The sequence below is a fragment of the Streptomyces atriruber genome, assembly GCF_001418325.1.
Lineage (GTDB): Bacteria > Actinomycetota > Actinomycetes > Streptomycetales > Streptomycetaceae > Streptomyces > Streptomyces atriruber.
Genome location: NZ_LIPN01000454.1, coordinates 1 through 10,264, shown reverse-complemented (window position 1 = coordinate 10,264; position 10,264 = coordinate 1). Strand labels below are relative to the sequence as shown.

Sequence of the window (10,264 nt, the reverse complement as noted above, 5' to 3'; positions counted from 1 at the left end):
CCCTCGTCCCGCACGCGATGGCCCGCGGGCGTCAGGAAGAACGCGTGCGGCGGCCGGGGATGGCGGAAGGCGAGGCGCGCCCGCACCAGGCCCGACAGCTGGGCCTCGCTGCCGGACAGGCGCCCCGTCCGCGGGTCCGCGGCCTCGATGATCCGTCGCTGAGCGGCTGTCGGAGGCTTCACCGCGCCCACCCCTTCCCCGAACCGGTTCCGTCGATCAGCCGACGGGATCCGTCAACCGGTACCGATGGTGCCCTGCGCCACTGACATCAGGAGTTCGAGGACCCGCCGGTCCTCGTCGGCGCCCGCCTGCTCCCCGGGGCTGCCGGGGTAGGTGTCCAGGAGGACGTCCGTGGCGCCGAGACCGGCCAGGGTCTCCAGATCGCCGCGGATCTGGTCGACGCTGCCGTGGCCCAGCGGACGCCCCGGAGCGTCCTGCTGCTCGCCGATGCGGATCTGCAGGCGCGGCACCAGGTCCGGCGCGGGACGGCCCGCCGCCTCGGCCTCCGCGGCGATGCGGGGCAGCGCCTCGCCGAGCAGTTCCCGGCTCGGCATGAACGGGTGCCAGCCCTCGCCGAGGCGGGCCGCGCGGCGTTGCGCCGCGGGGGAGTTGCCGCCGACCCAGACGGGCAGGCAGGGGCTGGTCGCGGGGGCGGGCGCGGTGCGCACACCGTCGTACGTGACGTACTTGCCGTGGAAGGACGTCGGGTCCTCGCGCCACGCGGCGCGGATCGCGGTGAGGTATTCGTCGGTCATCGCGCCGCGCTCGCGGAAGGGCACGCCGAGCACCTCGTACTCTGCGGCCGACCAGCCCACCCCGGCGCCCAGGACGAACCCGGCGTCGTTCAACCGGTCGATGTTGGCGGCCATCCGGGCGGTCTGCAGCGGGTGCCGGTACGGGACGACGGTGATGGTCGTGCCGAGCCGCAGCCCCGGCACCCGGCCCGCGAGGTACGCGGCGAGCACGAACTGGTCGTAGAACGGCGCCGGATAGACCTCGTGGACGTCCGGGGTCACCGCGATGTGATCGGAGATCATCGCGAACTCGAAGCCCAGGTCGCGGGCATCGGTCGCCTGCCGGAGGAGGGAGTCGGGGGTCGTGCCGGGGCCGAAGTTGAGAAGGTTGACGCCGTATCGCATGCCCGCAGTCTTGATGATCGTCACCGCGTCTGTCGAATGTCACTCAGGTCGCTTCAGCAACTGCGGGCGGAGGTTCCAGCTCGCCACCACGTGCCGCCGGTGCTCCGTGCTCAGCCGGCTCACCGTGCCGGTGGCGAGCAGGAACATCGAGCCGCCCGACGGGGGCAGGCCGAGCCTGCGGGCCGCGAGGACGCGCAGGAAATGGCTGTGGGCGAAGAGGACGACGCTGCCCTCGTTGTCCGCGAGCGCCGCGTCCACCTTCGCCAGCATGCGGTCGGCGCGCTCGCCCACCTGCTTCGGGCTCTCGCCGGGATGCTCCGGCGGGCCGAGCGCGACACCGTCCGTGAACAGGTACCAGTCCGGCCGGGTGCGGTGGATCTCGACGGTCGTGACGCCTTCGTACGCGCCGTACTCCCACTCGCTCAGGTCCGGATCCACCCGGGCGTCCCCGAAACCGGCCAGCTCCGCGGTCTCCCGCGAGCGCTGCCGCGGACTGGTGAACGCCGCCCCGATCCGGAACCGGCCGATGAGCGGGGCCAGCGAGCGGGCCTGCTCCCTGCCGTTGTCCGTCAGGGGGATGTCCGTCCAGCTGGTGTGCTGCCCCGAGAGGGACCACTCCGTCTCGCCGTGCCGGACGAGGAGCAGATCACCCATGGTCGCGCCGTTCCTGTTCTCCCGGTGGTGGCGGGCCGTCCGGCACCGCCACCACCGAGCCTGCCACGCCCCCCGGGCCCCGCGCCCGGCGGGACCCGGCAAGCGGGGCGCTACATCCCCTGCGGAACCCGGGCGGGCCGCCCCGAACCGCGTGTCAGCGCGTAGCCGCCGACGCCCGCGAGCGCCGCGAGGACACCGCCCGCCGCCGTCCAGAGCCAGCGCGAGGACCACCAGCCGCCCGACCAGCCGTCCTCCGGCTCGACGGCGGCGGCGGTCTGCTGCTTGTCCGAGCCCGCGCCCGGCACCAGCGGCTCCGCGAGCGCCCCGTCGACCGCCTGCGCGCCGCCCGCGTCGGTCGCGGTGACCTTCGCCTCGGCCCGCACCGGCAGCCCCAGGTCGTCCGCCTTGAGGTCGGTGACCGTCAGCCGCAGGTAGTACGTGCCCGGCAGCGGATCGTTGGCCCACTGCTCCGACCAGGACCTGACGGTCCGCAGCGAGCAGGACAGCGACACCGACGCGGCGTCCTGCGCGGCCGTCTTCGTGGGCGTGCCGAGCCGGCAGGCCTGGCGGCGCCGCAGCCCGTCGTACACGTCGACCTGCCAGGTGGACGCGGCGTGCCGGGTCGCGGCATCGGGCAGCTTCACCGTCGCGTGCACGGTGGCGCGCTGCCCGGTGTCCACGGGGAACGCCCAGTACAGGTAGTCACCCGTGGACGCCTCCGCGGTGGCCTCCTGGTCGATGCGGAGCGCGGTGGCGGTGCGGAAGGACGTGCCGGCCTCCGTCACCTCCTCGGGCTTGTCGTCGTCGGCGGCGGCCGCACCCGCGGCCCCGGTCAGCGCCAGCAGGGCCGCCCCGGTCGTCACGGCGAAGCGCCGCACCACACGTGTCGTACGCATCAGTTGGTCCTCCAGACCGCGAAGCGCCAGCGCGAGACCCAGCCCCAGACCAGACCGGCGAGGAAGCCGACCAGGACGAGGACGCCGAGCAGCCACCAGCCGTGGCCGAGCCCGAAGAAGGCGACGTCGGACGCCTCGTCGGAGGAGTCCACCAGGTCGACGGCGAGCTCGACGGGGAGGCCGGGGGACGTCTTGACCGAAGCGGGCGCGGAGAAGGAGTTGCTGACGCGCAGGCACACGGTCTCCGCGGTGGCTTCCTCCTCGTCGTCGTCCGCCTCGGGCGTCGGGTACCGCAGCCCGGTCGAGATCACGTCGGTGCGCCCGTCGCCGGACTCCTGGCCGCGCACGATCTCACGGCCGTTCGGCGTCTCGGCGCGCAGCAGCACCCCGTAGTCCTTGTTGACGGCCCGGTCCGCGGCGACGCTCACGGAGGCGCGCAGCTCCTTGCCCGCCGGGACGTCCACGCGGTACCAGCGGTGCTCGCCGAACTTCTCGCGGTCGGTGTAGAGACCGGACTTCAGCTCGGGCGCGGCGGAGCACTCCGCGGCGCCCTTCGCCTCCACCGGGGTGACCACGGGGTCGGCCGCGCGGTCCACCAACTGCTTGACGCGGCCGGAGAGTTCATCGGTGTGCCGGATCGACGTGTAGGTTCCGCCGGTGGCCTCGGCGATGCAGCTCAGCTGGTCGCGGGTCTTGGCGTCGGGGACCAGGCCGAGCGTGTCGATGGTGAGGTGGATGCCCTTGGCGGAGATGTCGCGGGCGACCACGCACGGGTCGAGCGGCTGACAGGTGTCCTCGCCGTCGGAGATCAGCACGATGCGGCGGCTGCGCTCGGCGTCGTCGTCCTTCGTCAGGTCGTCGGCGGCCTTGAGGAGCGTCGGGCCGATCGGGGTCCAGCCGGTGGGCGCGAGCGTCGCCACGGCGGTCTTCGCGTCGGTGCGGCCCGCCTTGTCGAGCTGCTCCACGGGGTAGAGCAGCTCGGTGTCCTTGCAGCCCGTCTTGCGGTCGTCGCCGCGGTAGTTGGCGCCGAGGGTGCGGATGCCGAGCGCGACCTCGTCCGGGGTCGCGTCGAGGACCTCGTTGAAGGCCTGCTTCGCGGCGGCCATGCGGGACTTTCCGTCGATGTCGCGGGCCCGCATGGACCCGCTGACGTCGAGGACCAGCTCGACCTTGGGGGAGGGCCGTGCCGGTTCGTCGCTGTCATCGGCGGCGGCGGGGCCTGCCGTGACGAGCCCGGCGGTCAGGGCGGCGAGCAGGGCGATGGCCCAGGCCGCCGGCCGTTGTCTTGTGATCATCGCCGGATACTATTGATCTCGGGTGTGCATCCCCAAAACGGCGTCAGAACAGCACGCGGTGCGACGGCCTGACCACGCATCACGCAGGTCGGCCCCCCGGGGGAGGAGTGGGCGCCGCGTCAGCGCTTCAGCCCCCGCCCGCCGAACGCCCCGCTCCCGTCGGCCCGCTTCCACCACGTCTCCATCGCCGACTGGTCCATCGCCCGCCAGTCGGGCGTCGCCTGGACGAGCGCCCCGCCGAGCCGCCGCCCGAGGTCCACCATCGCGCGGCCGGACACCGTGCGGTCGGTGTCGTACGTGTCCAGGGCGTCCGTCCAGGTGTCCGCCGTGGCGAGGGCGGACTCCAGGACCGTGGCGTCCTGCAGCGCCTTGACCGCGCCCGCGCCGGTGTGCGGCCGGGCCACCGCCGCCGCGTCGCCGACCAGCAGGACGCGGTCCGCCGTGCAGCGCGGCGCGGTGAAGTCGTACATGGGCTGGAGGAAGAGCTCGTCGGGCGCCGTCTCGCGCAGCAGCGCGCCCCAGTAGGGCGGCAGGAGGTCGTCGGCGACGTGGCGGAGATGGGCGGCGAGCGCGTCGGTGAGGCCGCCGGGCGGCAGGCTCGTGGGGCCGGTGAGCCGCAGGTCGAGGCCGAGCCCGAGGTCGAGGTCCGGGGGCGGCGCGGTGTACAGGACCCAGTTGACGCGGTGGCCGCCCGCGCCGTCCGGGATGCGGTAGATGATCACGTGACCGCCCGGGAAGACGGCGTACACGCAGTCGTCCTCGGCCCATTGGTCCGGGTCGTTCAGCCGGGCCTCGGGGAAGGCGCCGCGCCAGGCGAGGTAGCCCGCGTACGCGGGGCGTACGTCTCCGAAGCGAGCGGTGCGGACGGCGGAGCGGTAGCCGTCGGCGCCGATCACGAGGTCGTGACGGGTGCTGTCCGCGTCGGTGGTCACCTCGACGCCGTCGGGGCCGGGGCGCACCTGCCGCACCGGGGATCCGGCGCGGAAGTCCACGCCTCCCGGAATGCGGCCGCGCAACTCCCGCCACAGCGGACCCCAGTTGTACGTGCGGAAGGGGAAGGGCATCACGGCGATCTCCCGGCCCACCGGGGACGCTGCCGTCTCGTCCCGCACGTACCACCGCCGCCGCACGAGCTGCACCCACGGCATGCCCGCGTCCAGATACCCGGCCGACTCCAGTTCGGCGTAGCGCGCGTCGTGCACGGCGAGTCCCACGCCGCGGTCCGCCAGATCCCCCGTGGCCCGTTCGTACACGGTGATCTCGTCCGCGCCGCCGCGGTGCGCGGCCAGGGCCGCCGCGCATCCGGCGATGCTGCCGCCCACGACGGCGACCTTGCCTCCACGCATCATGGCGCCATCCTGGCAGCCCCGGTGACCGCCTGTCAGCGCAGCGACACCCCGCGCCCGGCGAAGAACGGCTCGAACTGTTCGGTGGACAGTTCGGCCGTGCGGGTGGGGGCGTCGATGCCCGACGGGTTGTGGAAGTGCAGCAGTCCGTCGGCCGTGCGCCGGGTGAGCAGGACCAGATGGCCGCCCCGGCCCGGCGAGGGGCGGTGCGGGCGGCGGATCTCGAAGTGCACCGAGGCGATGACCTGCTTCCCCTCGTCGAGGAGCGCGCAGATCTCCTCGACGGAGAGGTGCCGGTGGACCTCGGCGTCGAGGCCGAACTCGTCGCGGGCGTACTCGGCGAACGGGGCGTAGACCATGCCCTTGATGACCCCGCCCTCCTCGGTGTACGCACCGTGTTTGAGGGCGCCGTCCCGCAGCGCGAAGAGGGACGGCGCGGACGGGCCGAGCGCCATCCGGAAGCAGGTGAGCCCGCACAGGTGGCCGCACCAGCGCGCGTAGTCGTCGAGGGTGGCCGCGCCGGAGGTGCGCCAGGCCGGGTCGGCGGCGCGGTCCAGGCCCTGGTACACGATGGGTGCGACGAGTTCGGGCGAGGCGAACTGGGTCTGGACGGGCTGTCCGCAGGTGGTGCAGGGCGGCACGGTGCTCCCGGCTCTCGGCGTGGTGGTCGGCTCCACCGGTGGTGTCACCGGTGGGATCACTGACGGTATCCGCTCAGGAAGCGGCCGATGCGGCTGATGGCGGCGTCGAGGTCGTCGGCGTGCGGCAGCGTGAGGATGCGGAAGTGGTCGGGGCGGGACCAGTTGAAGCCCGTGCCCTGGACGACCTGGATCTTCTCCTGGAGGAGGAGGTCGAGCACGAACTTCTCGTCGTCGTGGATCGGGTGGACCTTCGGGTCCAGACGCGGGAAGGCGTACAGGGCGCCCTTCGGCTTCACGCAGGAGACGCCCGGGATCTCGTTCAGCTTCTCCCAGGCCCTGTCGCGCTGCTCGTGCAACCGGCCGCCCGGCGCGGTGAGTTCGCGGATGGACTGGCGGCCGCCGAGCGCGGCCTGGATGGCGTACTGGGCGGGGGCGTTGGGGCACAGCCGCATGGAGGCGAGCATCGTCAGCCCCTCCAGATAGTTCCTGGCGTGCTGCTGCGGCCCGGTGACGACCAGCCAGCCGGACCGGAACCCGGCCACCCGATACGTCTTGGACAGACCGCAGAAGGTGAGGACGACGAGGTCGGGCGCGAGCGCGGCGACGCTGTGGTGCACCGCGTCGTCGTACAGGATCTGGTCGTAGATCTCGTCGGCGAAGACCATCAGGCCGTGCCGGCGCGCCAGGTCGAGGATGCCCTCCAGGATCTCCTTCGGATAGACCGCGCCCGTGGGGTTGTTGGGGTTGATGATCACGACGGCCTTGGTGCGGTCGGTGATCTTCGAGGCCATGTCGTCGAGGTCGGGGTACCAGTCCGCGGACTCGTCGCACACATAGTGGACGGCCTTGCCTCCGGAGAGGGTCGTGACGGCGGTCCACAGGGGGAAGTCCGGGGCGGGGATGAGGACTTCGTCGCCGTCCTCCAGGAGGGCCTGGACGGCCATGGTGACCAGCTCGGAGACGCCGTTGCCGAGGAAGACGTCGTCCACGGAGACGTCGTCGAGGCCGAGCGACTGGTAGCGCTGGGCGACGGCGCGGCGGGCGGAGAGGACGCCGCGCGAGTCCGTGTAGCCGTGCGCGTTCGGGAGCATCCGGATCATGTCCTGGACGATCTCCTCGGGCGCCTCGAAGCCGAAGAGCGCGGGGTTGCCGGTGTTCAGGCGCAGGACGCTGTGGCCCGCCTCCTCCAGTGCGTCGGCGTGCTCGATGACGGGGCCCCGGATCTCGTAACAGACCTCGCTGAGCTTGCTCGACTGCCGGAACTCCATGCGCTGTGCCTCCCGTGACGTGTGTTACTTGGTTTTACCAAGCCTCCGCTTGGAAAGTCCAACAAGTTGCATAGACTATGTCGCATGCCACCTCAGCCGCCCCGGCCGAACGCCCGGTCCCGCCGAAGCTACGACCAGTACTGCGCCGCAGCCCGAGGCCTCGACGCCGTGGGCGACCGCTGGACCCTGCTGATCGTCCGGGAGCTGCTCGCGGGCCCGCGTCGCTACACGGACCTGCACGCCGACCTGCCCGGCGTCAGCACGGACGTCCTGGCCTCGCGCCTGAAGGACATGGAGCAGCAGGGCCTGAGCACCCGCCGCAAGCTGCCCCCGCCCGCGGCGGCGTTCGTGTACGAACTGACCGACCGCGGCCGGGAGTTGCTGCCGGTCCTCAAGGCCCTCGCGGCCTGGGGCGCCCCCGCCCTGGCGGATCGCAGGCCGACCGACGCGGTGCGGGCGCACTGGTTCGCGCTGCCGCTGCTGCGGTCCCTGGCGGGTCTCGGCGCCGCGGGCGTCCTCGAAGTCCGGCTCGACGAGGGCTGTTTCCACGTGAGGACCGGTGACATGCGGACCGGCGAAGGCGCCGAGGCGTACGGCGAGGGCGCGGCCCCCGAGGAGCCCGACGCCCGCATCACCCTGGACGCCGCGACGTGCGCGGCCGTCGTCCGGGGCGAGCTCACCCTCGGCGAGGGCGTGCGCGACGGTCGCGTCGAGCTCACCGGCGACGGCGTGCTGGCCAAGGCCCTGCTGGACCAGTAGGCGCGAGCAAGCACCCAGTGGGCGCCAGTGGACAGGGGCCAGTCAGCGGGGCGTGCGGCTGAGGGCTCCCGGCCACCAGGCGGTGCGGCCGATGTCGCGGACCAGCGCCGGTACGAGCAGGGATCGTACGACCAGGGTGTCCAGCAGCACGCCGAACGCGACGATGAACGCGATCTGCACCAGGAAGGCCAGCGGGATCACCCCCAGGGCGGCGAACGTGGCGGCCAGGACGACACCGGCCGACGTGATGACGCCACCGGTGGCGGTCAGACCGCGCAGGACACCCTGCCGGGTGCCGTGCAGAGCGGATTCCTCGCGGACCCGGGACATCAGGAAGATGTTGTAGTCCACGCCGAGCGCGACGAGGAAGACGAACCCGTACAGCGGGACGGAGGAATCGGTGCCGCTGAAGCCCAGGACGTGCTGGAAGACGAGGGCGGACACCCCCAGGGTCGCGACGAAGTTCAGGGCCACGGTGGCGACCAGGAGCAGCGGCATCAGCAGCGAGCGCAGCAGGCCGACGAGGATCACCAGGATGATGGCCAGGACCACCGGCACGATGAGCGTGCGGTCGTGCTCCGCCGTCCGCTGGGTGTCGTACTGCTGGGCGGTGTATCCCCCGACCAGGCCCTGGGATCCGGTCGCGCGGTGCACCGCGTCGCGCAGGCGCACCACGGTCTGCTTCGCGGCGTCGCTGTCCGCGGGGTCCTTCAGCGTGACGTCGACGCGGACCCGCCCCTCGACGGTGAGGGGGCGGCCCGTGCCGGGTCGGCCGGAGGCGGTGATCGCGGAGGCGTCGGCCACACCCTCCGTGCGTGCGGCCGCCGTGGTGACCGCGTCGAGGCGGTCCTCGTCGACGATCACTACGGCAGGGTTGCCCGACCCGCCGGGAAAGTGCCGGCCCAGCGTCTCCTGAGCGGTCACGGAGGGCGCGTCGTTGACGAAGATCTCGTCCAGGGGGACCCCCTTGGACGTGAGGGTGGGGGCGAACGCGGCACACAGGCACAGTGCGGCAAGGGTGCCGGCCCACACCTTGCGCGGCGCGCGGTCCACGAGGGCGGCGACCTTCCCCCACACGCCGTCTCCGCGCGAAGGCTCCTGCGGGGTGCGGGGCCTGGCGGGCCAGTAAGCGGCGCGTCCCAGCAGGAGCAGCGCCGCGGGCAGGAAGCTCAACGCGCTCAGCACGGCGCACGCGATGCCGATCGCGCCGACCGGGCCGAGCGCCCGGTTGTTGGTCAGGTCGCTGAGCAGCAGCGCCAGCAGACCGAGTGCCACCGTCGCGCCGCTGGCGATGATCGGGCCGAACGAGCGGCGCAGCGCCGCCCGCATGGCTGCCGTCCTGTCCCGGGTCCGGCCGAGTTCTTCCCTGAACCGGGCGGTGAGGAGCAGCGCGTAGTCGGTGGCGGCGCCGATGACGAGGATCGACAGGATGCCCTGGACCTGCCCGTCCACGCGGACCACGTCATGGTCGGCGAGTACGTAGACGATCGCGCAGGCCAGCCCCAGGGCGAACACGGCGCCGATGATGATGACGAAGGGGAGCAGCAGGCTCCGGTACACCAGCAGCAGGATCAGCAGCACGGTGGCCAGGGCGACGCCCAGGAGGATGCCGTCGATGCCCGCGAAGGCGTCGGACAGGTCGGCCTGACTGGCCGCGGGACCGGCCAGGTGCACCGTCGTGCCGGGCACCTGCGCCGCGCGCTTCTCGATCCGCTCCAGGGTCGGGGCCAACTGGTCGCCCAGGTCGGCCCGCAAGGGGACGACGCCTTGCAGGGCCAAGCCGTCCTTGGACGCCAGCGCGGGCGAGACGCGCCCCTCGATGCCGGAGGCGCCGTCCAGCGAGCGCAGGGCGCGGGTGGCGGCCGCCTCCTGCGAGGCATCCAGGCGCCCCGATGGTGTGCCGGATTCCGCCGTCCACACGACGACGGCGGGCAGCGACTCCTCCTGGTCGAAGGCGCGTTGCGCCTCGATGACCTTCGTCGATTCGGCGTTCCGCGGCAGGAAGGCGGCCTGGTCGTTGGTGGCGACCTCACCCAGTTTCCCGGCGTAGGGGCCGAGCGTGCCGCCGATGCCGAGCCAGGCCACGAGCAGGACGACGGGCACGAGCCAGCGGGCGAGGCGTGGACCGGTGGAGGGCATGGGTCTCCTAGACCGTTCGATGTTCGATCAATCTAACTCAATGAAAAACAATCTCAATGATTGAACCAAATGATGGCGGCGGCGGGTCAGGGGGCTCCCGAGCGGATCAGGGGGCCCAGAGGGGGAA

Annotated in this window: 9 protein-coding genes and 1 pseudogene; 1 reads left to right on the top strand and 9 read right to left on the bottom strand. The window is 72.6% G+C overall.

All coding sequences use genetic code 11. The annotated features are described in order from the left end of the window. From AOK03_RS35650 to AOK03_RS35615, 8 genes and pseudogenes are all read right to left on the bottom strand, one after another. Positions 1 to 182, bottom strand: a pseudogene (locus tag AOK03_RS35650) (hypothetical protein); the annotation flags it as partial. Positions 183 to 233: 51 nt separating this feature from the next. Then, positions 234 to 1,139: a TIGR03619 family F420-dependent LLM class oxidoreductase gene (locus AOK03_RS35645; protein ID WP_055569537.1), complete on the bottom strand. Its 906-nt coding sequence runs from the start codon at positions 1,137 to 1,139 to the stop codon at positions 234 to 236. Positions 1,140 to 1,178: 39 nt separating this feature from the next. Then, positions 1,179 to 1,793, bottom strand: coding sequence for a histidine phosphatase family protein (locus AOK03_RS35640; RefSeq protein ID WP_055569535.1), 615 nt, complete (start codon positions 1,791 to 1,793; stop codon positions 1,179 to 1,181). A 110-nt stretch (positions 1,794 to 1,903) separates the two neighbouring features. Continuing rightward, positions 1,904 to 2,689 carry a hypothetical protein gene (locus AOK03_RS35635; RefSeq protein ID WP_055569534.1) on the bottom strand — a complete coding sequence of 262 codons (786 nt, stop codon included), beginning with the start codon at positions 2,687 to 2,689 and terminating at the stop codon, positions 1,904 to 1,906. Further along, on the bottom strand, positions 2,689 to 3,984 hold the full coding sequence (locus tag AOK03_RS35630) for a VWA domain-containing protein (protein WP_055569533.1): 1,296 nt from the start codon (positions 3,982 to 3,984) through the stop codon (positions 2,689 to 2,691). The genes AOK03_RS35635 and AOK03_RS35630 overlap by 1 nt, the downstream gene beginning before the upstream one ends. Positions 3,985 to 4,103: 119 nt before the next feature. Continuing rightward, positions 4,104 to 5,330 carry an FAD-dependent monooxygenase gene (locus AOK03_RS35625; RefSeq protein ID WP_055569536.1) on the bottom strand — a complete coding sequence of 409 codons (1,227 nt, stop codon included), beginning with the start codon at positions 5,328 to 5,330 and terminating at the stop codon, positions 4,104 to 4,106. A gap of 35 nt (positions 5,331 to 5,365) precedes the next feature. Next, the gene (locus tag AOK03_RS35620; RefSeq protein WP_055569532.1) at positions 5,366 to 5,971 is read right to left on the bottom strand and encodes a peptidase; all 606 of its coding nucleotides are present in this window, start codon (positions 5,969 to 5,971) and stop codon (positions 5,366 to 5,368) included. A 56-nt stretch (positions 5,972 to 6,027) separates the two neighbouring features. Continuing rightward, positions 6,028 to 7,239 carry a pyridoxal phosphate-dependent aminotransferase gene (locus tag AOK03_RS35615; protein WP_055569531.1) on the bottom strand — a complete coding sequence of 404 codons (1,212 nt, stop codon included), beginning with the start codon at positions 7,237 to 7,239 and terminating at the stop codon, positions 6,028 to 6,030. An 84-nt stretch (positions 7,240 to 7,323) separates the two neighbouring features. On the opposite strand from AOK03_RS35615, the gene AOK03_RS35610 reads away from it, so the two are divergent. Next, positions 7,324 to 7,998 carry a winged helix-turn-helix transcriptional regulator gene (locus AOK03_RS35610; RefSeq protein WP_055569530.1) on the top strand — a complete coding sequence of 225 codons (675 nt, stop codon included), beginning with the start codon at positions 7,324 to 7,326 and terminating at the stop codon, positions 7,996 to 7,998. A 42-nt stretch (positions 7,999 to 8,040) separates the two neighbouring features. On the opposite strand, the gene AOK03_RS35605 is transcribed toward AOK03_RS35610, so the two are convergent. After that, on the bottom strand, positions 8,041 to 10,137 hold the full coding sequence (locus AOK03_RS35605) for an MMPL family transporter (RefSeq protein WP_055569529.1): 2,097 nt from the start codon (positions 10,135 to 10,137) through the stop codon (positions 8,041 to 8,043). Positions 10,138 to 10,264: the final 127 nt, after the last annotated feature.